The sequence below is a fragment of the Solirubrobacter deserti genome (genome assembly GCF_027587175.1).
GTDB classification, from domain to species: Bacteria; Actinomycetota; Thermoleophilia; order Solirubrobacterales; family Solirubrobacteraceae; genus Solirubrobacter; species Solirubrobacter deserti.
The window spans coordinates 22,701-44,866 of sequence record NZ_JAPCID010000001.1 but is presented as its reverse complement, the minus strand read 5'-3'; the positions used below and the strand labels follow the sequence as shown (position 1 = coordinate 44,866).

Here is a 22,166-nt window from a genome sequence, read left to right as displayed (position 1 = left end):
CGCAACCTAGCAGTTGCGCGTCTTACGGGAGTCCGTGCTCCAGCGCGCCCTTCACGGAGGCGTCGAGCGCGTTCAGCCGGTACAGGGCGAGCGCCTCGGCCGAGCCGAAGCGGCGCCCGGGCGCGGTGTCCGCGCCGTGGTGGGTCAGCACGCAGTGCATGAGCGCGAGCCGGCGGTCGTCGGGCAGCTCGTAGCGGTCGAGGAGCTGTTGCGCGAGGACGATGTGGCCGAGCAGCCGTCCCTCGTCGGAGAGGCCGATCTCCGCGCCGTAGGTGAACTCGCGCGTCTTGCCGATGTCGTGCACGAGCGCGGCCGTGATCAGGAGGTCCGAGTTCAGGCGCGGGTGCAGCGTGCAGGCCTCCTGCGCGAGCGTCGCGACCGCGACGGTGTGCTCGAGCAGCCCTCCGAGGTAGGCGTGGTGGCCGCCGCGGGTGCACGGCGCCCGGCGCCACTCGGCGCGCAGGGCGGCGTCGTCGAGCATGCGCTGCAACAGCGCGCTGTACGCGGGGTCGTGGACCTCGCGGGCGAGGTGCTCGAGAAAGCCGTCGAGCTCGTCCAGGTTGCGGTAGGCGACGGGCAGGAACGCGGCGGGGTCGGACGCGTCGGCGCGCGTGATCTGCCGCACCTCGAGCTGAAGCTCGTCGCGGAAGCGTTCGACGCGGCCCTCGACGCGGACGAGATCGCCCTTCTCGAAGCGGCCGGAGAGCACGTCGGCGTCGCGGAACGCGCGGCCCGGGATCGTGCCCGTCTTGTCGCGGAACTCGAGCGCCAGGTACGGCGAACCGGAACGCGCGGTCAGCCGATCCTTGCGAGAGCACGCAAAGATGGCGTCGACGGGATCTCCCGCCCTCAGTGTCGCGATGGTCGTCGTGATGGCAGCCAATACTGACGCGGTACCGTGAGTCTCATGCAGCCGCTGCGCTGGGAGTCCCGTCCTGATGGCCTTCGGGCCCCGGCCCTCGTGTGCGCCTTCAAAGGCTGGAACGACGCGGGCGAGTCCGCGACGTCCGCGCTCACCTTCGTGGCGAGCAGCCTGGGCGCCGAGTCCTTCGCGTCGATCGATCCCGAGGAGTTCGTCGACTTTCAGACCACCCGCCCGACGGTGCGCCTGGTCGACGGCGTCACGCGGACGATCGACTGGCCGGAGTTCGAGATCCACGCCGTCCGCATCCCGCGGGCGCCGCGTGACCTGATCCTGCTGTCCGGCCCCGAGCCCGCGTTCCGGTGGCGCACCTTCAGCCGCACCGTCGTCGATCTGGCCGAGGCGCTCGGCGTGCAGATGGCCGTGATGCTCGGCGCGCTGCTGGCCGACGTGCCGCACTCGCGCCCCGTCTCGGTCACCGCGCACGCGTCCGACCCCGGCCTGGTGGAGCGGCTTGCGCTGACGCCGCCCACCTACGAGGGGCCGACGGGCATCGTCGGCGTGCTGCACCAGGCGTTCACGGAAGCCGGCCTGCCCGCCGCCTCGCTGTGGGCGGCCGTGCCGCACTACGTGGCGGTCGCGCCGAACCCGAAGGGCGCGCTGGCGCTGCTGCGCCGGCTCGAGTCCCTGGTGGGCGTGACGGTGGACGCGACCGACCTCGAGGACGCGGCTGGTGAGTACGAGCAGCAGGTCTCCCGCGCCGTCGAGCTGGACCCGGACGTGCAGGCGTTCGTGGAGCGGCTGGAGCGGGCCGCGGACGAGGAGTCCGGCCGCCCCGATCCCGGCTCACTGCCGTCGGGCGACGTGATCGCGCGCGAGTTCCAGCGCTTCCTGCGCCAGCGCGGCGACCAGCCCGGTTAGCGCTCCGCAGCGGGGCAGGCGATCCGGTAGTCGCACATCGAGCAGGCGCTCCACGAGGGCGTCGGCTCGAAGCCCTGTGACTCGATCCCGTCGGCGACCGTCATCACCGTCTCGGTGATCCAGTCGCGGTCCTCCTCGTCACGTTCGACGGCGACCTTCTCGTCGTCGAGCACGTAGTAGTAGGTCTGCGAGGCGGCCTCGAGCTCCCACGACTCCCGCGCGCCGACGGCGTAGAGCGAGAGCTGGACGTCCTCGCGCAGCTGGGCGGGCGTCTTCGGGCGGCCGGTCTTGTAGTCGATCAGCTCGTAGCCGCCGTCCGGCAGCCGGTCCACGCGGTCCACGCGCCCGCGCAGCAGGTGCTTGCCCATGCGGAACTGGAAGGAGCGCTCGAACCAGACCGGCTGGCCGTCCTCCTCCTTGAAGCGGTCGTGGTAGCGCACGAGCGCGGACGTCGCCTTGGCGCGGAACTGGCGCTCCTCCTCGGAGTCGCCGAAGCCGCCGCGGCGCCACCCCGCCTCCAGCAGGCCGAGCATCTCCGGCAGCCCGGCGTTGGTGGCGCCGTGGTAGCGCTCGAGCACCTGGTGGACGAGGATGCCGAAGCGCTGATTCATCGTCGGCTCGCTCGGAATCCGGAACACGCGCGCGAACTTGTACTTGAGCGGGCACGTTCGATAGGTCTCGATGTCCGTGGCCGACAGCAGCAGGCCGTCGCCGCGCCGGGGGAGGAAGGTCTCCAGCGACGGCTCGTTGCGGGCCGCGACCGCCCGCGCGCGAGCCCGCTCGTCGCGCTCGGCGTCCAGCAGGTACTCGTCCAGCGCGCTGGTCTCGAAGATCTCGCGCTGCTCGGACGTGGAGGCCTGCAGCAGGCGGGCGTTGATGTCCGGCAGCGCCTCCTCGACCGACAGCTCGCCCGAGCGCGTGCGTTCGAGCAGAGCGGAGAGCTTGAGCAGCTCGAGGTAGCGGACGACGGCGTGGGAGACGTCGAGGTCGGTGTCGAAGCGCAGCTCGCCGAGCCGGCCGCCGACCTGGGCGACGGTCGTCAGCAGCTCGTCGCGCAGCAGCCGGAACGTCGACTGCAGCGTCTCGGCGGGCCCGAACAGCTCCTCCTCGCGCGGCTCCCACTCGCCTTGCACTGCGGCACGCGCTTCCTCGGCGTACGGGGACGGCTGCTGCGCGGCGCCGCGGTCGGTCTTCTCGGGGTAGGCGAGGACGAGGCGAGTGCGCGCGCGGGTCATCGCGACGTGCAGCAGCCGCCGCATGCCCGCGGCGTGCGCCTCCCGCGAGGCCTTCGGCACGGCCTCCTTGAGCAGCGCGTCGGGGATCGGCTCCAGCGTCTGGCGGCGCGGGCCGGGCATGCGCGCGCTCATCAGGCCGAGAACGTAGACGTGCTCGAACTCGTGGCCCTTGGCGTCGTGCATCGTCATCACGCGCACGCCGCGCGCGGACTCGGCGCCCGCGGCCTCCTCCTCGCGCAGGCCGGCGTCGGCGACGGCGGCGATCGAGCGCGCGAACTCCCGCGCCGTGGCCTGCGGCGCGCGACGCACGTACTGCGCCGCGATCTCGGCGAAGCGCGCGAGGTTGCGCAGGCGCTCGACGACCTCGGTGGTGGCCGCGAACAGCAGCTGGCGGCGGAGCCCGAGGCGCTCCACCAGCCGGTGCACGTAGAGGTCCGGGCGGGTGGTGTCGATCGCGCCGGCGGCCGAGCGGTAGAGCTTGAGGAAGACCTGGATGCGGTCGCGCGCCTCGGGCGGGATCTGCGGGGACTCGAGCGCGGCGCTCAGCGCGGCCACCATGTCCAGCTTGCGGCGGCGCGCGATCTGGGTGACGCGGGCGAGGTCGACCGCGCGCAGCTCCACCGGCGGGCGGGCGAGTGCGCGCACGACGGCGCCGGCGTCGCCCGGGTCCACGAGCAGGCGGAGCCAGGCGAGCAGGTCGCGGATCTCGGCGCGCTGGAAGAACGCCGCCGCGCCGCTCAGGTGGTACGGGACGGCCCGCTCCTCGAACGCGACGGCGACCGCCTGCCCCTCCGCGCGCACGGAGCGCACGAGCACGCAGATGTCCTCCGGCGCGGCCGCGCCGCGGGCGATCAGGCGCTCGACGTCCGCCGCGACCGCCTGGGCCTGCGCTCGCTCGGAAGCGCAGCTCCAGAACGCGACCTCCCCGCCTTCGGCGCGCGCGGTCGTCTGCTTGGCCAGGCGGTCCTCGATCGGCGCGACCACGGCCTCGGCGGCGGTGACGATCCGCTGGGCGGAGCGCTGGGACGTGTCCAGCCGGACGAGCGTCGCATGCGGCCACTCGGCCCGGAAGTCGCGGATGTTCTTGGTGGCGGCGCCGCGATACCGGTGGATGGCCTGGTCGTCGTCGGCGAACGCGCTGATCCCGCCGTGCTCGGCGACGAGCAGGCGCAGGAGCAGGCCCTGGGCGAAGCTCGCGTCCTGCAGCTCGTCCACCAGCACGTGGCGGTAGCGGCTGGCCATCCGGGCGCGCACGTGCGGCTTCTCGCGCAGGACGCGGAAGGCGATCAGGACGAGGTCGCCGGCGTCCAGCGCGCCGGCGTCCTGCAGCAGGCCGTCGTGGGCGGCGTAGAGCGCGGCGAACTCGCGCTCGCGCGCGCCGTGCGGGTCCTCGGGCAGGCGGGCGGCCCAGGCCGCGTAGTCCGCGCCGGAGACCAGCTCCTCCTTGAGGTGGTCGATGCGGCGGACGATCTCGCCGAGCGTCGCGCTCGGGTTGCCGCGCAGGTCGTGGTGGCGCAGCGGGAGGCGGTCGATGTGCTCGAGCAGCATCGCGAGCCGGTCGGCGGCGCTGACGGGCGTCGCGAACGGGTCGATGCCCGCCTCCAGCGCCTCGTCGCGCAGCAGCCGCGCGCACAGGCCGCCGAACGTGGTGACCGTGAGCTCCTCGTACGGGACCGTCAGGCGCTCCTCGAGACGCTCGCGCAGCGGGTCGGGGTGCAGCGTCAGCGCGAGCAGCGTCTCAGGCGGAACGTCCTGCGCCAGGTGGTCGAAGCGCTCGACGAGCGTGGTCGTCTTGCCCGTCCCCGCGCCGCCGAGCACGAGCAGCGGGCCGCCGGAGTGCTCGACGGCCTCGCGCTGGGCGGAGGTCGGCACGAGCAGCGTGGGCACCGCCGTAGGATAGGCGCGCATGGCCGCCGACTCTGCCCCTGACTGGCTTGGAGCGTGTCGGCGATCCGCCGACGCGATCCGGGCAATGCTCGCCGACAAGCCGACGATCGCCGAACGCGTGATCGAGACGGGTACGCGCGGCGAGGGCGGTGACAAGACCCTGGAGATCGACCAGATCGCCGAGGACGTCGTGTTCGCCGAGCTGCAGAAGCTGCACGACGCGGGTGCGCGCTTCACGGCCGTCAGCGAGGAAGCCGGCATCGTCGACTTCGGCGACCCGGACCGGCTCGTGGTCATCGACCCGATCGACGGCTCGGTCAACGCCAAGCGCGGCCTGCCGCACTTCGCGCTGTCGGTCGCGGTCAGCGAAGGGTCCACGATGGCTGACGTCGTGTTCGGGTTCGTACAGGACTTCGGGCCCGACGAGGAATGGGTCGCCACGCGCGGCGGCGGCGCCCGGCTGGACGGTGTGGAGCTGGACTGCTCGCTCGGCGAGCGGCGCACGAGCGAGGGCAAGCTCGAGGTGCTCGGCATCGAGTCCGCGGACCCGCGCTGGGTCGTCCAGTCCGCCGACGCGCTGGCCGAGACCGCGCACCGGCTGCGCGCGATCGGCGCGATCGCGGTGTCCCTGTGCCAGGTCGCGGCGGGGCGCTTCGACGCGATGGCGTCGCTCAAGCGCTGTCGCGCCGTGGACGCCGCCGCGGCGCAGCTGATCGTGCGCGAGGCGGGCGGCCGCGTCGAGTTCATCGCGTTCGACGACCCGCTGGCCGCGCCGCTGGACCTCGAGCCGCGCTCGCCCGTGATCGCGGCGCGCACGGACGAGGGCCTCGCCGGCGTGCGGCGGGTTCCCGCCTGGCCCTAGCCCGGCCGCACTTGTCGCCGCCCGCACGCGGCGGGCGGCCGCCGCGCCCGTCTCGGCCGGGCGGCTCCTGGGGCGTGGCATCCTGGACTGGGTGATCGACTGGAAGCTCGCCGGGACCGTGGCCCGCGGCGTCGCCAACATGCAGCCCGCCGGCAACCCGGAGCCGTTCGAGCAACTGGCCGAGCCCGCCGCCGAGGCGGAGCGCCTCGTCTCCGCCTACACCGGCCTCGTCGCGCCTGCCACGCCGCCGGCCGAGGCGGTCGAGCGGCCGGCCTGGATCGACGCGAACCTCGCCTCGCTGCAGATCGTGATGGAGCCGGCCGTCGGGCGGATCGGCGGCAAGCTCGGGCCGCTGGGCGTGATCGCGGGGAGCGTGATGGCGGTCGAGGCGGGCGCGATCAGCGGCTTCTTGGCCGGACGCGTGCTCGGGCAGTACGAGTTCCCGGTGCTGGAGCCGGACAAGCCCGCGCGGCTGCTGTTCGTCGCACCGAACCTCGCGCAGGCCGCGACCTCGCTGGACGCGCCGGCCGACCAGCTGTTGCGCTGGGTCGCGCTGCACGAGATGACGCACGCGCTGCAGTTCGGCGGCGTCCCGTGGCTGCGCGAGCACCTGGCGTCGATGCTGCGCGAACTGCTCGGTGCGTTGGAGATGGACCCGCGCTCGCTGCTGCGTGTGCCCGACCTCACAGATCTGCGCGCCGCGTTCGAGCGTGTGCGCGAGGACGGGCTCGCGACCGTCATGGTCGGCGCGGACAAGCGCGAGACGTTGGACCGCGTGCAGGCGTTCATGGCCGTGCTGGAGGGCTACGCCGAGCACGTGATGGACGCCGTCGGCGCGGACGTCCTCGACGATCTGCCCGCCTTGCGCTCCGCACTGCAGCGCCGCCGCCGGGATCGCTCCGGGCTGCTGAAGATCCTCGAGCGGCTGATCGGCATGGATCTCAAGCTGCGCCAGTACGAGCAGGGCAAGGCGTTCTGCGACGCGGTGGTCGCGCGGGCCGGAATCGACGGCCTGAACCGGGTTTGGAGCGCGCCGGAGGCCATGCCCAGCGTGGCCGAGCTCGACGACGCAGTGGGCTGGCTGGCCCGCACCGAGCGCGTCGAACCTGCGTTCTGAACTCCGCTTTTACGGGACGTTTACAGCTGGGATCCCAGCTGCTGCTACAAACACTCCTACCGCTGTAACCGACAGGGGTCTCGGGTTTACGTACATATGTTCGCCGGGAGCGACCGAGGCGAACAGAACCTAAAGAACCAGAACCTGAACCTGTAGGGCAGGGGGAACGAGCCACATGGCCGAGAACACCAACACCACTTCCAACTCGACGACTTCCGCGAAGAAGCCGGCTGCTGCCAAGCGCAAGGCCGCCGCGAAGCGCAAGGCCGCCGCGAAGCGCAAGCCCGCGGCGCGCCGCACCACGGCCACCACGCCGTCGCGCACCACCGGTCGTCGCGTCCGCACGCAGGCCGCCAACGAGACGCGCGAGGCCGCTTCGGCCCAGGCGCGCGCCGCTCGCGTCACGGCCGAGCAGGGCAAGTCGCTCGCCGAGCGCGCTGCGCTCACGTACGTCGGCGCCACGCTCGAGGCGCGCGACCGCATCGTCGGCGCCGCCGGCACGGTCGTCGACACGCTCGGCACCCGCAAGAAGACCGAGCGCGAGCTCAACAAGCTGCAGGGCCGCTACGAGCGCCGCGGCCTCAAGGCCCGCAACAACCTCGAGCGCGACGTCAAGAAGGCGCGCACCCGCCTCGAGCGCACCGTCCGCCGCAACCGCAACGCGGTCGAGCGCGACGCCGACCGTCGCGGCAACGTCGTGACGGAGCAGATCGCCGGCGTCTCCTCGCGCGTCGAGGGCGTCGCCCAGCTCGGCATCTCCACCGTGTCGCGCGTCGGCACGATCGCCAAGGAGCGCGTCACCGCGCTGGTGTAACGAACTTCCCCCGCCTCGCGCTCCGGAGAGGGTCGCGATCCGCGGGTAAGCCTGCCGACCTCATATTCCGTCGGCGGGACTCACTGGGTCCACCAGTGGGTGGTAGCACCCTCTCCTCCCTCAGCCGCCGTCCCCTTGTGGGGCGGCGGTGGTGTTTAACCGCTGCGGCTCCGTCCGTTCGTGAACCGCTCGACCAGCGCGGGGTCGCCGAACACCGTGATGCCGGCGATCGCGTCCCGGCGCACGTCGAGCACCGCGAGGCCGAAGGGCTGCCCGTGCAGGGACGCGGCGACCGCCGGCTGACCGTTCGCCACAGTGCGGTCCATACGCCAGTCGCCGGGGTCGCCGACCGCGTCGGCGAGGACGCGACCGCAGGCGACCTTGCCGGCGAACCAGGATCGAGTCGGCACCAGCTCGAGGGTCGCGTCGGCGCGCAGCACGGCCGTCAGCGCATGGACGTCGGCGGTCTCGAAGGCCCGGATATAGGTGTCGAGCAGTCGTCGCGCCTCGGGGGCGCTGGGCTCGACGATGTCGTCTGGGACGAGCGCGGCGTCGGCAAGGCTCGCCCGGGCACGTTGCAGGCGGCTTTTGACGGCCGGCACCGACGTCTCGAGCATCGCGGCGGCATCGGCGGCCGAGAATCCGAGCACGTCCCGCAACAGCAGCGCGGCGCGCTGCGGCGCCGGCAGCGTCTGCATCCCGGCGATGAGCGCGAGTCGCAGGTCGGCGCGATCGCCGGCGAACGGCTGGATCCAGTGCTCCTGCGCCAGGACGTCCGGGGGATCGCCGGGGCGATCGTCCGGGGCTCCGATCCCGGACGGCAGCGCGCGGCGGGAGCGGTCCCGCGCGGCGTTGAGGCAGACGTTGGTGGCGATCCGATAGAGCCAGGTGCGCACCGAGGCGCGCTCCTGGAAGCCGTCCCAGGCCCGGTAGCCACGCAGATAGGTCTCCTGCACGGCATCCTCGGCGTCGTCCCAGGACCCGAGCATCCGATAGCAGTGCGCGAGCAGCTCGCTGCGCAGCTCAGCGGACGCGCTCTCGAACCGCTTCACGCCATCAGCGTCGAGCGCAGCCACGACCCGCCCCTCCCGATCGCATCGTTCGCCACGTCGGTGCGGCCCGCGGCCATCTGGAAGGAATGCAGCTGGCCGGCGAACGCATCGAGGCGGACGTCGACCCCCGCGGCTCGCATCCGGCTCGCCAGTTGCCTGCTGTCATCGAGCAGCGCCTCGTCGGCACCGACCTGAAGATACGTCGCCGGCAGGCCGTGGACGTCGGCGTGGGCGGGCGCGGCGAGTGGGTCGTGCGGGTCGGCACCGGCCAGGTAGCCGGCACTCAGCGCCCGCACGACCTCGCGGGTGAAGAACGGGTCGCGGCCGCTGTCGTATGAGCCGCCGGTCGCTTCCAGGTCGGTCCAGGCCGAGATCAACAACAGCGACGCAGGCAGCGCAACACCGGTGGCGCGGGCGCGCAGCGCGAGCGCCAGCGCCAGTCCCGCGCCACACGAGTCACCCGCGACCGCAACCCGCGACGCTCCGCGGTCGAGCAGCCACTGATAGGCGACCGTCACGCTGTCGAGCTGACTGGGGAACACGTGGTCGGGCACGAGCCCGTACTCGACCACGAAGGTCGCCGCGCCCGAGGCGCGCGCCAGGTGGCCGAACATCCGCCGGTGAGTCGCGGCCGAGCCGCTGACGAAGCCGCCGCCGTGGATGGCCAGGGTCACGACCCCGGCCGGGGCGTCAGGCGGCCGCAGCCAGAGCCCGGCCGGAGCATCGACCCACTCCTCGTCGATGCCGTCGGGCTCGGTTGCGAGCCCCGCCCAGTCGGTCGGCTCGTCGCGGGCGGTCGCTTCCCAGTGGACGCGGTTCGGATCAGTGGACGTGGTCATGGGGGGTAGACCCCGCCCCGGTGGCAAAGGAATCGGTCGAGGGCGGCCGCTTCGCCGGCCTGAACGCCGGGGCGGCTTAGCGAGCGTTTAGCGGGGCGCCCCGGGCTCAGATACGGGGTGTCCCCCATACCGAACGCCAGCCGGCGGTGTGAGTATCCGTCCCGCGACATGGACGTAGGGCCCACCGGCATCGCTGGCCGTTTCACTGGCGGCGTGCCCGCGGCCAGACCCCCTCGAGCACGCTTCGGTTAGCGTGCCGGTGGCGCCCGACTCCGTCTCCTCGGTAGTGGTCAGACTGAGTGCCGTGTCTTCACGGTCTCGCGGTCCGGCGCTGTTCTGGCGGGTGGCCATCGGCAACGCCGCGGTGCTGGCGGCCGCGTGCGTGATCACGGCGCTGATCTTCGCGCCCGCCACGGATGACGTCGCCGTCCGCGAGCTGGCGATCTTCGCCGGCGGGCTCGTCGTCATGCTCGCCTTCAACCTGCTGCTGCTGCGACGCGCGCTCGGGCCGCTGCGGGAGCTGACCGCCTTCGCGCGGCGGATCGATCCGCTCGAGCCGGGCCGGCGGCTGCAGGTCGCGGGCGGGGACTCGGAGGCGACCGAGCTCGCGGACGCGTTCAACGAGATGCTCGACCGGCTCGAGGCCGAGCGCCGGGAGAGCGTCGCGCGGGCGCTCGCGGCCCAGGAGGGCGAGCGGCTCAGGGTCGCGCAGGAGCTCCACGACGGCGTCGGCCAGTCGCTCACGGGCGTGGTGCTGCAGCTCGGCCGCGTCGCGCGCGACGTCGACGACACCGCGCGTCCCGCGGTGGTCGAAGCGCAGGAGACCGCGCGCGAGAGCCTCGAAGAGGTGCGTCGGATCGCGCGGCGGCTGCGTCCGGAGGCGCTCGACGACCTCGGCCTCGCGAGCGCGCTGCTCGTGCTGGGCGAGCGCGTCGCCGAGCACAGCGAGCTGTCGGTCGACGTGCAGGTGCAGCCTGGCCTCGCCTTCAACCCGGACGAGGAGCTCGTGCTCTACCGCGTCGCGCAGGAGGCGCTGACGAACGTCGCCCGCCACTCGGGCGCCAGGCACGCCGAGGTGAAGCTGCACCTCCAGGGTGGCCGTCCGCTCCTGGAGGTCGGAGACGACGGCTCCGGCCTGCCGCCGAACGCGCACGACGGCAGCGGCATCCGCGGGATGCGCGAGCGGGCGGTGCTCGTCGGCGGCGCGCTCAAGCTCTCCGCGAGCCCGCTGGGCGGAGCGCGCATCACGTTGGAGCTGCCGGAGCCATGACCCAGACCCGCATCATGCTCGCCGACGACCACGCGGTCGTCCGCCGCGGCCTGCGCCTCGTGCTCGAGGGCGAGCCGGACCTGCGGGTCGTCGCCGAGGTCGGGGACGGCGCCGAAGCGGTCGAGCGCGGCCTGCGCGACGACGTCGACCTCGCCGTGCTGGACATCTCGATGCCGCGCATGACGGGTCTGCAGGCGGCCAGGGAGCTCACATCCCGCCGCGAGGGCCTCCGGGTCCTGATCCTCTCGATGCACGACAACGAGCAGTACCTGTTCGAGGCGCTGCGGTCGGGCGCGTCCGGCTACGTGCTCAAGTCCGTCGCCGACCGCGACCTGGTCGAGGCCTGCCGCGCCACGATGCGCGGCGAGCCGTTCCTGTACCCCGGCGCCGTCCGCGCGCTCATGCGGGACTTCGTCGAGCGCGCCCGCCGCGGTGACACGCCGCCCGACGACCCGCTCACCCCGCGCGAGGTCGAGATCGTCAAGCTGATCGCCGAGGCGCGCACCACGCGTGAGATCGCCGGCGAGCTGGTCCTGAGCGAGAAGACGGTGGAGCGCCACCGCACGAACATCCTCGCCAAGCTCGGCATGCGCGACCGTGTGGAGCTCGTCCGCTACGCCATCCGGCGCGGGCTGGTGGAGCCATAGGGCGCAAATGGGGGGCGTCCCGGATGGCGCTCCGGCCCGGCCTCCAGCACCATCGGAACCATGCTGGAGCTCGTGATCGTCGACGACCACCCGGCGGTCCGCTCCGGTCTGATCGGCTTGCTCGAGGAGGGTGAGGGCCTGCGCGTCGTCGCGTCCGCCGCGACGGCGCGCGAAGGCTTCGAGGCGATCGCCGACCTGCGCCCGGACATCGCGCTCCTGGACCTGCACCTGCCGGACGACGACGGCCTGAGCCTGTGCCTGCGCACGCGCGCGCTGCCCATGCCGCCGCGGGTCGTGATCTATAGCGCGTTCGCCAACGACGGCCTCGCCGTCCGGGCAGCGATCGCCGGCGCCTCGGCCGTGCTCGCCAAGTCCGCGCCACCCCACGTCCTGACCGCCGTCCTGCGCGGCGAGGTCCGCCCCACGGTGGACCCGCGAGCGCTGCGGGCGCTCGGCGCGCGGCTCGAAGCGCCGGAGCTCGCGGTGCTCGGCATGCTCGTGCACGGGGTGGCCGAGGAAGAGGTGGCGACGACGCTCGGGCTCACGCGCGAGCAGGCGCTCGCCCGCCGCGCGCAGATCCTCGCGCGCCTTGATGGCCGACGGCCGCTCGCCGCCGCATAAGGCGCCTGCGACAATAGGGGTATGCCCACGAGAGACCAGATCCTCGAGGCGCTCAAGGTCGTCATCGACCCCGAGCTGCACAAAGACATCGTCACGCTCGGGATGGTCCGCTCGATCGACATCGCCGAGACCGGTGCCGTGAACGTCACGGTCTCGTTGACGACCCCCGGCTGCCCGATCAAAGGCCATTTCCAGTCCGGCGTGACCAACGCCGTCAACGCGCTCGAAGGCGTCACGGCGGTCAACGTCGGGTTCGACGTGCTCACTGACGCCGAGAAGCAGGGCCTCCAGCGCACGCTGGGCCGCAACTCCGGCCTGCCCGCGGGCGCGCTCGCGCAGGTCGCGAACGTGGTGTGCGTCGGCTCCGGCAAGGGCGGCGTGGGCAAGTCCACGCTGACCGTCAACCTCGCCGCGGCGCTGCACGCCGAGGGCAAGAAGGTCGGCGTCCTGGACGCGGACGTGTGGGGCTACAGCATCCCGCGCATGCTCGGCCTCGGCGGCCAGCGCCCGTCCGTGAACGCCGAGCGCAAGATCCTCCCGCTCGAGTCGCACGGCATCAAGGTCATCTCGATCGGCTTCTTCCTCAAGGAGGACGAGGCGGTCGTGTGGCGCGGCCCGATGCTCCACAAGGCGCTCACGCAGTTCCTCGACGACGTCGCCTGGGGCGAGCTCGACTACCTGCTGATCGACCTGCCGCCGGGCACCGGCGACGTGTCGATGACGCTCAGCCAGCTGCTCCCGCAGGCCACGTTCATGATCGTCACGACGCCGCAGGACGTCGCGCAGAAGGTCGCGCGCCGCTCCGCCCAGATGGCCGACAAGGTCAACCTGGAGATCTCGGCCGTCGTCGAGAACATGTCCGGCTTCACCGCGCCGGGCGGTGACCACTACCCGATCTTCGGCGAGGGCGGCGGCCAGACCCTGGCCGACGAGCTCGACGTGCCGCTGCTCGGCCAGGTCCCGCTGACGATGCCGCTGCGCGCCCACGCGGACGCCGGCATCCCGCTCGTCGCCGTCGATCCCGACGACGCGGCCGCGCAGGCGATCCGCCACACGGCCCGCGGGCTCATCGCGATGGCGCCCGCCAAGCCCGTTTCCCTCCCGGTGCTGGAAGTCGTCCAGACCGGGCCGCCCCAGCCGGTCGGGATGTCACTCCCCATGGCCGGATAACGGACCTAGCGAGGTCGCGGCCTACTTTCCTGCGAAGTAGGCCGCGTTGCGCTCCGCGAACTGCGCCCACTCGTCGGGCAGCTGGTCTTCAGCGAAGCACGCGTCGACCGGGCACGCTTCGACGCAGGCGTCGCAGTCGATGCACTCGTCCGGGTCGATGTAGAGCTGTTCGACCTTGTCGTAGTCCGGCTCGTCGGGCGTCGGGTGGATGCAGTCGACGGGGCAGACCTCGACGCAGGAGTTGTCCTTGGTTCCCACACAGGGCTCGGCGATCACGTAGGCCATGGCCCCATGGTCGCATAGGCTGGTGATCGACTGTGCTTCTCCTGACGGGAGCTACCGGACTTCTGGGCCACGCCGTCCTGCGCCGACTGGTCGCAAACCGCGTGCCAGTGCGGTGTCTGGTGCGCGATCCGCGCCGCCTGGGCCCCGAGCGGGTAAGGGTGCAATTGTCGATCGGAGATCTGGCCGATCCGGCTTCGTGGCGCCATGCGCTGCGCGGCGTGGACACCGTCGTGCACCTGGCGGGCGGCGCGCGCGACCAGGCCCGCGCGACGGTCGAGGAGCTCAACGGCCTCGCCTCGTTCCGCCTGCTGCGTGCGGCTGAGCGAGCGGGGGCGCGCCACTTCGTGTGGATCACGCCGCTTGGCGCGACGCCGCACCACCCGATGCGGATGCACCGCGCGAAGGCGCTCGCCGCGGCCGCCATCGAAGCCGCCGACATCCCGACGACGACGCTCGCCCACTCGCTCATCTACACGCCCGGCGACCCGCACCTGCTGTGGATCGAGCGGCTCGGCTACCTGCCCGCGGTCCCGCTCGTCGGCCGTGGCATCGCGCGCACCCAGCCGATCTGGGCCGAGGACATGGCGGACGCGGTGCTCGCCGCCCTGCAGTCACCCGAGGGACAGCGGCGCTTCGAGCTCGCCGGTCCGGAGACGCTCACGCAGCGCGAGATCGTCCGGCTCGTGCTCGCGGCCGCCGGCCGGCGCCGCCGCGCGCTGCCGCTCCCGCTGGTCGGCCTGCGGGCCGCGCTGCGCGCCGAGGAGACGCTCGCCGGCCCGACGTCCCTGATCACCTGGGACGAGGCGCAGCTGCTCGCCGTCGAGATGCTCAGCGCCCGCGGCACCGCCGACGCCGAGGCCCTCGGCGTCACGCCGCGGCGGATGCCGGCGGTCCTGGGCGCAAGATCGCGGCAACCGACTTCGTCGGCGCCAAGCGACAGCGCTTAGAGATCGCCTCGCGGATCTTCTGGGCGCAGGTGTGCCCAAGGGCTGGCGTATTCGAGCTGCCGAGCCAGCTGCAGCAGCCGGTCCTCGGCCAGCGGGCGCCCGACGATCTGGATGCCGACCGGCAGCCCGTCCGCGCCCAGCCCGACCGGCACGGAGATCGCGGGCTGGCCCGTCACGTTGAACAGCGACGTGTACGGCGTGAACAGCCCGGAGCGCGCCAGGTCGCCCATCGGGTCCTCACCGTAGCCGTGGCACTCGCCGATCAACAGCGGCCGGGCGCCCAAGGCCGGCGTGACGAGCACGTCGTAGTCGGCGAAGAACCCGACGATCCGGCGGGCGAGCGCCTGGAGCTCCGCGAGCGTGCTCAGGTAGGTGACGGCCGGCGTGTTGCGCGCCCGCTCGAGCACCGCGCGTGACAGCGGCTCGATCTCGTCCGCCTCCGGCTCGCGGCCCTTCATGCGCACGAGCATCTCGATGCCGAGCGCGATCATCGGCCCAAAGACGTTGATGAACGCGTCGAGCACCTCGGCGGGCGGGAACGGCGGGGCGACCTCCTCCACCTCATGGCCGAGGCCCTGCAGGATCTCCGCGCCACGCCGGACGCCGTCCAGCGCGTCGGCCGGCGGCTCGACGCCGAGCGAGTTCGCCGCGGTGACGGCCACGCGCAGCCGCCCGGGGTCGCGCCGCAGGGCCGTGGCGTACGGCTCGGCGGGGCGCGGCGCCCAGGTCGCGTCACCCACCTCGTAGCCGTTGAGCACGTCGAGCGCGTGCGCGGTGTCGGCGACGGTGCGCGTGAGGACGCCGTGGCAGGCGAGGAACGAGTCGCCCATCGCCGGGCCGACCGAGATGCGCCCGCGGCTCGGCTTCAGTCCCACCAGCCCGCAGCACGCCGCGGGGATGCGAAGCGAGCCGCCGCCGTCGTTGCCGTGCGCCAGCGGCACCATCCCGGCCGCGACGGCCGCCGCCGACCCGCCGCTCGACCCGCCCGGCGTGCGGTCCAGCTCCCACGGGTTGCGCGTCGGGCCGCCGAAGCGCGGCTCGGTCGTCGGCAGGATCGCGAACTCGGGCAGGTTCGTCGTCCCCACGATCACGAATCCGGCCTCGCGCAGGCGTGATACGAGGAACGCGTCCTGGGCGGCCCGGAGGCCCTCGACGAACCGGGACCCGAAGGTGAGCGGGAAGCCCTCGACCGAAACGTTGCCCTTGACCGCGATCGGCACGCCCGCGAACGGCTGCGCGTCGCCAGGCTGCACCTTGTCGGCGTCGGCCAGGGCGCGCTCGCCGTCGACCGCCACGAACGCGTTCAGTGCGGGGTCGAGCGCCTCGATCCGGCGCAGGGCGGCCTCGGTCACCTCCCGCGCGCTGGCCTCCCCGCTGCGCACGAGCGCAGAGATCTCCACGGCCGAAGCGAACGCGGTGTCCACCCCTCGGCACCCTACCTACTAGCCTGCGGCGGGCTCTATGCGCGCACTCGTGAAAGCCCACGCCGAGCCCGGTCTGTGGCTCCAGGACGTCCCCGAGCCCGAGATCGGCATCAACGACGTGCTGATCCGCGTCGACCGCACCGGCATCTGCGGCACCGACCTGCACATCTCCAACTGGGACGCCTGGGCCCAGAGAACGATCCCGGTCGGGCTCGTGATCGGCCACGAGTTCGTGGGCGACGTGGTCGCGGTCGGCGACAACGTCACGGGCTTCGCGCCCGGCGACCTCGTCAGCGGTGAGGGCCACCTGGTCTGCGGGCGCTGTCGCAACTGCATGGCGGGCCGGCGGCACCTGTGCGCGCACACCGAGGGAATCGGCGTGTCGCGGACCGGCGCGTTCGCGGAGTACATCGCGCTGCCGATGACCAACGTCTGGCATCACGGCAAGAACATCAGCCGTGACGTCGCGTCGATCTTCGACCCCTTCGGCAACGCCGTCCACACCGCGCTCGCGTTCCCGGTCCTGGGCGAGGACGTGCTGATCACGGGCGCCGGCCCGATCGGGCAGATGGCCGCGGCCGTCGTCCGGCACGCGGGCGCGCGCCACGTCGTCATCACCGACGTCAACCCGCACCGACTCGAGCTGGCGCGCCGGATGGGCGTCACGCGCGCCGTCGACGTGCGCTCGGAGAAGCTCGCCGACGTGCAGGCCGAGCTGCACATGGAGGAGGGCTTCGACGTCGGCCTGGAGATGTCGGGCAACGCCAGCGCGCTGCGCGACATGATCGCCAACATGGCGCACGGCGGCCGGATCGCGCTGCTCGGCATCCCGCCCGAGGAATTCGCGATCGACTGGAACCAGGTCGTGTTCAACATGCTCACGATCAAGGGCATCTACGGCCGCGAGATGTACGAGACGTGGTACGCGATGACGGTGATGGTCCAGAGTGGGCTCGACATCTCGCCCGTGATCACGCACCACTTCGCGGCCGAGGACCACGAGGAGGCGTTCGCCACGGCGGCGGGCGGCGAGGCGGGCAAGGTCATCCTGCACTGGAGGGACTGATGTATTCCGTGCGTGAGCAGTTGGCGGGCGAGCTGGACGAGATCCGCTCGGCGGGCCTGTTCAAGGCCGAGCGGGTGATCCAGTCCCCGCAGCAGGCCAATGTGGCCGTGGAGGGCGGCGAGGTCCTGAACCTCTGCGCAAACAACTACCTCGGGCTCGCGGATCACCCCGCGCTGGTCGCGGCCGCCCAGGAGGCGCTGGACCGCTGGGGCTTCGGGATGGCGTCCGTGCGCTTCATCTGCGGCACCCAGGAGATCCACAAGGAGCTGGAGGCCAAGATCTCCGGCTTCCTCGGGATGGAGGACACGATCCTCTACGGCTCCTGCTTCGACGCCAACGGCGGCCTGTTCGAGACGCTGCTCGGGCCCGAGGACGCCGTCATCTCCGACGCGCTCAACCACGCCTCGATCATCGACGGCATCCGGCTCTGCAAGGCCCAGCGCCACCGCTACGCGAACTCGGACATGGACGAGCTGGAGGCCAAGCTCAAGGAGACGGCGGGCGCCCGGCGCCGCTTGATCGCCACCGACGGCGTCTTCTCCATGGACGGTTACGTCGCCAAGCTCGATGAGATCTGCGACCTGGCTGAGACGTACGACGCGATGGTCATGGTCGACGACTCCCATGCCGTCGGCTTCGTCGGCGAGGGCGGGCGCGGCACGCCCGAGCTCAAGGGCGTGATGGACCGCGTGGACATCATCACCGGCACGCTCGGCAAGGCGCTCGGCGGCGCGTCCGGCGGCTACACGTCCGCGCGGGCCGAGATCGTCGCGCTGCTGCGCCAGCGCTCGCGCCCGTACCTGTTCTCCAACACGCTCGCGCCGCCGATCGTCGCCGCGTCGCTGAAGGCGTTCGAGCTGCTGGAGAGCGGCGGGGAGCTGCGGGCCCAGCTGCGCGCCAACACGGAGCGCTTCCGCTCCCGCATGACCGAGCTCGGCTTCGACATCCTGCCCGGTGACCACCCGATCGTGCCGGTCATGTACGGCGACGCGGTGCTCGCCGGCCGCACCGCGGACGCGATGCTCGAGCGCGGCGTGTACGTGATCGCGTTCTCGTTCCCGGTCGTCCCGCGCGAGCAGGCCCGCATCCGCACGCAGATGTCGGCCGCGCACTCGACCGAGGACATCGACCGCGCGATCGCGGCCTTCGAGGCCGTGCGCTCAGAGATCGCTGGGTAGCGGCACCTGCTGCGGTGGGGCGCCGGTCTCGGCGTCCCACGACTCGTAGGCCTCGCCGTCGCGGCCGACGTGCTCATTGGCGCTGCCGAGCGCCAGCAGCAGGCAGTCCTCGGTGCCGCGGTTGAGCAGCTGGCGCCGGACCTCCGGCGCGACGCGGACGAGCTCGCCCTGCGTGAGCTCGCGCTCGGACCCGTCGATGCCGAGCGTGAGGGTCCCGCTGAGCACCAGGAAGACCTCCTCCTGGTGGAAGTGGCGGTGGATGCGCCCGCGCTGGCCGGGGCGCAGCCGGATCTGGTTGATGCCGAACGTGGTGACCCCGAGCTCGCGCCGCAGCGAGAAGAAGCGCTCTTCGGTGTCGGGGTCGAGTTTCGCGAAGCTGACGCCGGTCTCCATGCGTCAGATCATGCCTGGAAGCCGATCCAGGTCTGCGACTCCTCCGGCGTGAGCCCGCCGTGATGGCCCTTGAAGCGCTGCTCCGCGCTCGGGAAGCCGGTCAGCGCCGCCATCCGGCCGGGCGCAGGCAGCACGCACACGTCGGCCAGGCGCTCGCGCAGGCGTGGGCCGATGTGGTCGAAGAGCTCGTCGGCCCGCCGCACCTGCGCGCGGTGCTCGAGCCGCGCGGACAGCTCCGTGATCACCAGCTCGGGGTCGTCCACGTGCAGGAAGAGGTCGCGCGCCGAACCGGCCGGCGGGCGGGTGAGGTGGCGCGGCAGCTCGGACCAGAACAGGTCCAGATGGTCGGTGGTGTGCACGTCGAGCTGCCCGTGATCGGCGGTGACGAGCATGGGCGTGCGCACTTTTGCCAGCGCGTCGAGTGCGCGCAGGGACTGCTGCACGAACGCCTCGCTCGACGGTCCCTCGCGGTGGCCGGTGGCGTCGATCGCGTCCCAGTACAGGTAGGTGACCCCCGGCAGCTCGCCGAGCAGCCCGACCGCCTCCTCAAACGTGTCGAAACCGCGCACCGTGGCGCCCGCGAACGCCGCCGAGCCGTACGGCGTGTCCGCGATCGGCGCCGGCTGCAGCACCGTCGCGCCCGCGCACCGGCTCGGCCACGGGAACAGCTCCTGCGGGGTGATCGGCAGCGGGTCGTTGGAGGCCCCGAGCGCGAACCGCAGCGGCCGGATCACGTCCCCGACCAGCGGCTCGTAGCAGCGCCACTCGTACAGGCCGTGCTCGGTCACGGGCAGGCCGCTGTAGAGCGTCGTCAGGTGCGCGGTCGTCGTCGACGGGAACTGGGAGGACGCCGGCGTGATCTCGAGCCGGCGCAGGAGCGGGTGGTCGCCGTGGCGCTGCACGAACGCCCAGCCGAACGCGTCCAGCAGCACGACGGCGAGCTGGTCGTGCTCGGCGGCGAGCGCGTCGATGCGCGCGGGCAGGTCCGCGAAGCCGGTCACCGCGTGGCGCGGGACCGCACGAGCGTCTGGGCGAGGGAGACGGTCAGCGGCTCGACCTCGTGGATCGAGGAGGTGTGCAGCAGCCGGACGCCCGCGTTCACGACGCCCTGGACGAGCTGGGCGGCGAGCTCGGCGTCCGGATCGCCCTGGAGCTTGAGCTCGTCCACCAGCAGCGCCGCGGGACGGTAGGCGAGCGCGTTGATGCGGGCGCGGACCGCCGGGCCGAGCGGCGCGTCACCGAGCAGCTGGGCGAGCCGGTGCGCGCCGGCGACCACGAGCCGTAGCTGCGTCGCGACGAACGCCTCGATGCGGCCGTCCGCGTCGTCGGCGGCGTCCATGGCGGCGCGCAGGTCCTGCAGCCAGCGCGGCATGTCGCGCTCGCACAGCGCCGCAATCAGGTCGTCGCGGGAGCCGAAGTAGCGGTAGATCGAGTTGCGCGCGAGCCCGGTGCGGTCACCGAGGCGGCCGAACGTGAGCGCCGCGTGGCCCTCCTCGAGCAGGATCTGCTCGGCGGCGTCGAGGAGCGCCTCGCGCTGCTGCGCGCGGTGCTCGGCGACGGTGGGCGCGTCGATCTGCGGCATTCGAGGAATGCTAGACGTGCGGGTGGCGCCCCCGAACCGCTCGGGGGCGCGAAGGCGTCAGGCTTCGCCGCGGGCGCGGCGGGCCAGCTCGACCGTGGCGCCCCGCAGGTCGCCCGGCTTGTTCGCCGCCTCGGCGAACGCGATCCGCGTCTCGGTGAAGCCACGCGGCGTCTGCACGTGCAGGTCCAGGCCGTAGCGGTCGATCCGCACGCACTTGGCCTCGGTCGCGTCCGGGTGGCCGCCGAGGGCGCGCGCCATGTCCAGCAGGTTGTGCGCGTGGTCGGAGTTGAGGTGCTTGATCGCGTACGCGGCGCCCGGGGCGACCGGGTCGGGCTCGGCGGCGTGGTAGGTGTCGGCGTCCGTGGAGTCCATGCGGCCGTAGCCTCCCACCCAGCGCACGCGCTCGATGCGCAGCGCGTAGTAGGTGAAGTCGCCGAAGCCACCGTACAGGCCGGACGCGGGCGACGCCTGCTTGTACGCGGCGACGGCGGCCTCGTGCTCCGGCGTGCCGTCGACGAGCGCCTCGGCGTGGCCGGCGAGCGTGACGCGGCCGCTGTCGAGTGGGTCACCGACGGGCTCGGCCTCGCCGACCATCAACGACGCGCGCGGCTCACGCGTGAGGTTGCGGCCGTGCTCGGCGAGCGTGGACAGGCACAGGATCGGCGTGCCGTCCGGGAGCGCGGCGTAGAGCACGGCGGACGCCCACGGCGTGCCGTCCTCGCTGCTGGTGGCCAGGGCGGCCATCTTGCCCTGGGCGACGAGCGTGCGCGCTTCCTCGGCCGGGGTGCGCGTGGTGGTGGGAGCGACGGGCTCGAGCGGCTCCGCGACCGTGAGGACGTCGGCCGGAGCGATGTGATCAACGGGGAAGGCGGTCACGACGCTCGGGGACGTTAGCGACAGGTGTCCCGAAGATCAAGACACCTGTCGCCAAGTTGTCGCGGGCTACTTGAAGGAGATCGTCGCGGTGCGCTTGCCCGTGGCCTTCTTGGCCGTGCGCTGCAGCGTGTAGGTGCCGCCCTTGAGCGTCGTGCCCTGCAGGACGCTGAGGCGCAGCGTGCGGCGCTCGACGGTGCCACGGGCGACCGTCTTCTTCGTGGCGGGGTCGATCAGGCGCACGTGCACCTCGGCCTTGGTCGCGAACGCGGCCCTGGAGAGGCGGATCACGCGCAGCTCGGCGTCACGGCCGTCCTTGCCGGCCGGGCCCGCGGGACCGGCCGGGCCGGTCGCGCCGTCCTTGGCGGGAGCGGCGGCGGTGAGGATCTCGTCGGCGGCGACGGTCAGCGCCATCGTGCCGTACAGGCGCGAGTTGGCCCCGAAGCCCGAGAGGATCGACTGGGCGGTGCTGACCGGGACGATGTTCGTGATCGCGTGCGAGCCATCCGGGCGCTTGCTGACGGTCGCGTCGCTCAGGTCGAGGTTGAACTGGACGTCGTTGCGGTCGTAGCTCGTCACCGCGGGCGCGATCTTCGTGCCCGAGCTGCGCAGCGTGCCGGTCGCGCCGTCGATCGTGATGACCGGATCGACGATCGTGCCTGGCTTGAAGTTGCGGCCCTCGTGGATGATGAAGGTGAACTTGCCGGTCAGCTCGACGGTGGCGGAGAGCTTGCCGCCGCTGGTGGTGCTGAACGTGCTGCCGGTGGCGGAGGCGGGGTAGGTGAGCTTGTAGCGCTCATTGACGCCGCGCGCCGGGGTCGGCGTCGCGGTGCCGTTGAGCCCGGGGATCGACGCGCCGACGGGGTTCGTCAGGGTCGCCGGCGCGGTCGCCTCGATGCGGCCGTTGGGCGGGAAGCCGCCGGTCGTCTGCGTCGCGTACCCAAGCCACGTGCGGGTGTTGTCGGTCGTGCTGTCGAACTGGTTCGCCATCGTCCAGTCGAGGCGGCCGCCGGTGACGGTGAAGTCGGCGGCGCTCGCGGGCGCGGCCGCGGTGAGCAGCGCGCCGGCCAGGGCCGGACCGGCGAGGCGGCGGTTGATGGTGATCATCGGAGTCCTTTCAC

Annotated in this window: 22 protein-coding genes; 11 read left to right on the top strand and 11 right to left on the bottom strand. The window is 72.6% G+C overall.

The window, feature by feature from the left end:
- Positions 1 to 22: 22 nt before the first annotated feature.
- On the bottom strand, positions 23 to 883 hold the full coding sequence (locus OJ962_RS00235) for a 3'-5' exoribonuclease YhaM family protein (RefSeq protein WP_238931589.1): 861 nt from the start codon (positions 881 to 883) through the stop codon (positions 23 to 25).
- 24 nt (positions 884 to 907) lie between these two features.
- On the opposite strand from OJ962_RS00235, the gene OJ962_RS00230 reads away from it, so the two are divergent.
- The gene (locus tag OJ962_RS00230) at positions 908 to 1,783 is read left to right on the top strand and encodes a PAC2 family protein (RefSeq protein WP_202954805.1); all 876 of its coding nucleotides are present in this window, start codon (positions 908 to 910) and stop codon (positions 1,781 to 1,783) included.
- Here OJ962_RS00230 and OJ962_RS00225 read toward each other — a convergent pair.
- Positions 1,780 to 4,926, bottom strand: a complete 3,147-nt coding sequence (locus OJ962_RS00225; RefSeq protein ID WP_202954806.1) for an ATP-dependent helicase — start codon at positions 4,924 to 4,926, stop codon at positions 1,780 to 1,782. The two genes, OJ962_RS00230 and OJ962_RS00225, sit on opposite strands and share 4 nt — an antisense overlap.
- Before the next feature lie 64 nt (positions 4,927 to 4,990).
- Between OJ962_RS00225 and OJ962_RS00220 the strand changes: the two genes are divergently transcribed.
- From OJ962_RS00220 to OJ962_RS00210, 3 genes are all read left to right on the top strand, one after another.
- Positions 4,991 to 5,767 carry an inositol monophosphatase family protein gene (locus OJ962_RS00220; protein ID WP_270006113.1) on the top strand — a complete coding sequence of 259 codons (777 nt, stop codon included), beginning with the start codon at positions 4,991 to 4,993 and terminating at the stop codon, positions 5,765 to 5,767.
- 91 nt (positions 5,768 to 5,858) lie between these two features.
- Positions 5,859 to 6,884 (top strand): zinc-dependent metalloprotease, encoded by a 1,026-nt coding sequence (locus OJ962_RS00215; protein WP_202954808.1) that lies wholly within the window; start codon positions 5,859 to 5,861, stop codon positions 6,882 to 6,884.
- A gap of 175 nt (positions 6,885 to 7,059) precedes the next feature.
- Complete coding sequence (locus OJ962_RS00210) at positions 7,060 to 7,698, top strand: hypothetical protein (protein ID WP_202954809.1); 639 nt, start codon at positions 7,060 to 7,062, stop codon at positions 7,696 to 7,698.
- A 155-nt stretch (positions 7,699 to 7,853) separates the two neighbouring features.
- Here the strand turns inward: OJ962_RS00210 and OJ962_RS00205 are convergent, their stop codons facing one another.
- The gene (locus OJ962_RS00205; protein ID WP_270006112.1) at positions 7,854 to 8,750 is read right to left on the bottom strand and encodes an RNA polymerase subunit sigma-70; all 897 of its coding nucleotides are present in this window, start codon (positions 8,748 to 8,750) and stop codon (positions 7,854 to 7,856) included.
- Entirely contained in the window at positions 8,747 to 9,589 is an 843-nt protein-coding gene (locus OJ962_RS00200) for an alpha/beta hydrolase fold domain-containing protein (protein ID WP_202954811.1), read from the bottom strand. Before OJ962_RS00200 ends, OJ962_RS00205 begins: the two co-directional genes overlap by 4 nt.
- Before the next feature lie 304 nt (positions 9,590 to 9,893).
- Here OJ962_RS00200 and OJ962_RS00195 point away from each other — a divergent pair, with 304 nt between their 5' ends.
- Genes OJ962_RS00195 through OJ962_RS00180 form a run of 4 tightly spaced genes read left to right on the top strand, consistent with a single transcriptional unit; the run spans position 9,894 to position 13,297 of the window.
- A complete protein-coding gene (locus tag OJ962_RS00195) occupies positions 9,894 to 10,859 on the top strand; it encodes a sensor histidine kinase (RefSeq protein ID WP_202954812.1) in 966 nt (321 codons plus the stop codon).
- Positions 10,856 to 11,506, top strand: a complete 651-nt coding sequence (locus OJ962_RS00190) for a response regulator (protein ID WP_202954813.1) — start codon at positions 10,856 to 10,858, stop codon at positions 11,504 to 11,506. Before OJ962_RS00195 ends, OJ962_RS00190 begins: the two co-directional genes overlap by 4 nt.
- A gap of 60 nt (positions 11,507 to 11,566) precedes the next feature.
- Positions 11,567 to 12,127, top strand: coding sequence for a response regulator (locus tag OJ962_RS00185; protein ID WP_202954814.1), 561 nt, complete (start codon positions 11,567 to 11,569; stop codon positions 12,125 to 12,127).
- A gap of 21 nt (positions 12,128 to 12,148) precedes the next feature.
- On the top strand, positions 12,149 to 13,297 hold the full coding sequence (locus OJ962_RS00180) for an Mrp/NBP35 family ATP-binding protein (protein WP_202954815.1): 1,149 nt from the start codon (positions 12,149 to 12,151) through the stop codon (positions 13,295 to 13,297).
- A 21-nt stretch (positions 13,298 to 13,318) separates the two neighbouring features.
- Here the strand turns inward: OJ962_RS00180 and OJ962_RS00175 are convergent, their stop codons facing one another.
- Positions 13,319 to 13,582 (bottom strand): 4Fe-4S dicluster domain-containing protein, encoded by a 264-nt coding sequence (locus OJ962_RS00175; RefSeq protein WP_202954816.1) that lies wholly within the window; start codon positions 13,580 to 13,582, stop codon positions 13,319 to 13,321.
- Between the two features lie 32 nt (positions 13,583 to 13,614).
- On the opposite strand from OJ962_RS00175, the gene OJ962_RS00170 reads away from it, so the two are divergent.
- On the top strand, positions 13,615 to 14,529 hold the full coding sequence (locus tag OJ962_RS00170; protein ID WP_202954817.1) for an SDR family oxidoreductase: 915 nt from the start codon (positions 13,615 to 13,617) through the stop codon (positions 14,527 to 14,529).
- On the opposite strand, the gene OJ962_RS00165 is transcribed toward OJ962_RS00170, so the two are convergent.
- Positions 14,526 to 15,953 carry an amidase gene (locus OJ962_RS00165; RefSeq protein WP_202954818.1) on the bottom strand — a complete coding sequence of 476 codons (1,428 nt, stop codon included), beginning with the start codon at positions 15,951 to 15,953 and terminating at the stop codon, positions 14,526 to 14,528. The two genes, OJ962_RS00170 and OJ962_RS00165, sit on opposite strands and share 4 nt — an antisense overlap.
- 37 nt (positions 15,954 to 15,990) lie before the next feature.
- On the opposite strand from OJ962_RS00165, the gene tdh reads away from it, so the two are divergent.
- Positions 15,991 to 17,019, top strand: coding sequence for an L-threonine 3-dehydrogenase (tdh, locus tag OJ962_RS00160; RefSeq protein ID WP_202954819.1), 1,029 nt, complete (start codon positions 15,991 to 15,993; stop codon positions 17,017 to 17,019).
- Positions 17,016 to 18,197, top strand: coding sequence for a glycine C-acetyltransferase (locus tag OJ962_RS00155; protein ID WP_202955211.1), 1,182 nt, complete (start codon positions 17,016 to 17,018; stop codon positions 18,195 to 18,197). Before tdh ends, OJ962_RS00155 begins: the two co-directional genes overlap by 4 nt.
- Here OJ962_RS00155 and OJ962_RS00150 read toward each other — a convergent pair.
- The 5 genes from OJ962_RS00150 to OJ962_RS00130 all read right to left on the bottom strand — a co-directional run bounded on the left by OJ962_RS00150 (position 18,180) and on the right by OJ962_RS00130 (position 22,152).
- Positions 18,180 to 18,590 (bottom strand): cupin domain-containing protein, encoded by a 411-nt coding sequence (locus tag OJ962_RS00150; RefSeq protein ID WP_202954820.1) that lies wholly within the window; start codon positions 18,588 to 18,590, stop codon positions 18,180 to 18,182. The genes OJ962_RS00155 and OJ962_RS00150 overlap by 18 nt on opposite strands.
- Before the next feature lie 8 nt (positions 18,591 to 18,598).
- On the bottom strand, positions 18,599 to 19,591 hold the full coding sequence (locus OJ962_RS00145) for an alkaline phosphatase family protein (protein ID WP_202954821.1): 993 nt from the start codon (positions 19,589 to 19,591) through the stop codon (positions 18,599 to 18,601).
- Complete coding sequence (locus OJ962_RS00140; RefSeq protein ID WP_202954822.1) at positions 19,588 to 20,172, bottom strand: TetR/AcrR family transcriptional regulator; 585 nt, start codon at positions 20,170 to 20,172, stop codon at positions 19,588 to 19,590. The genes OJ962_RS00145 and OJ962_RS00140 overlap by 4 nt, the downstream gene beginning before the upstream one ends.
- A gap of 57 nt (positions 20,173 to 20,229) precedes the next feature.
- Positions 20,230 to 21,048 (bottom strand): HugZ family pyridoxamine 5'-phosphate oxidase, encoded by an 819-nt coding sequence (locus OJ962_RS00135; protein ID WP_202954823.1) that lies wholly within the window; start codon positions 21,046 to 21,048, stop codon positions 20,230 to 20,232.
- 66 nt (positions 21,049 to 21,114) lie between these two features.
- Positions 21,115 to 22,152, bottom strand: coding sequence for a hypothetical protein (locus OJ962_RS00130; protein WP_202954824.1), 1,038 nt, complete (start codon positions 22,150 to 22,152; stop codon positions 21,115 to 21,117).
- Between the last annotated feature and the right edge of the window lie 14 nt (positions 22,153 to 22,166).